The organism is Marinimicrobium sp. UBA4509, assembly GCF_002388575.1.
GTDB lineage: Bacteria > Pseudomonadota > Gammaproteobacteria > Pseudomonadales > Cellvibrionaceae > Marinimicrobium > Marinimicrobium koreense.
The window spans coordinates 41156-41536 of record NZ_DGMV01000022.1 but is presented as its reverse complement, the minus strand read 5'-3'; the positions used below and the strand labels follow the sequence as shown (position 1 = coordinate 41536).

The following is a 381-nucleotide window of genomic DNA, read 5'->3' as shown; positions in this document are numbered from 1 at the left end:
TTACGCTTCGCTAATCCGACCTATGTCGACCGCGGAGTGCACTCACGGCTTTCCGGAATGAAAAAGGCGGGCCAAGGCCCGCCTTTTTCATTCCGCTCAACGGATGTTCATTTCCAGTCGAGCTGACCGTTTACCCGGTTGCCATTGATTTCGACATTGTCGAACACCAGGTTCTGGACATTGTCGAGAACAAAGAGGTCATCGGCTTTCTTGATGGTGATATTGCGCAGTGTCACGTCCTGCAGCGGATAACCTTCGGGCGCGTACACCTCCAGCACACTGCCGGTGGATTCCACGGTAATGTCTTCGAATACCAGGTCGCGATAGACTGTCGGATAGTTGCCACCCAGCTCACCGGGATAGTTCAACTGAAACCAGAAC

At 53.3% G+C, this 381-nt stretch carries 1 pseudogene; it reads right to left on the bottom strand.

Annotated features, from left to right (window positions below):
* Positions 1 to 107: 107 nt before the first annotated feature.
* Positions 108 to 381: pseudogene (locus B3520_RS02525) on the bottom strand (glycoside hydrolase family 28 protein); the annotation flags it as partial.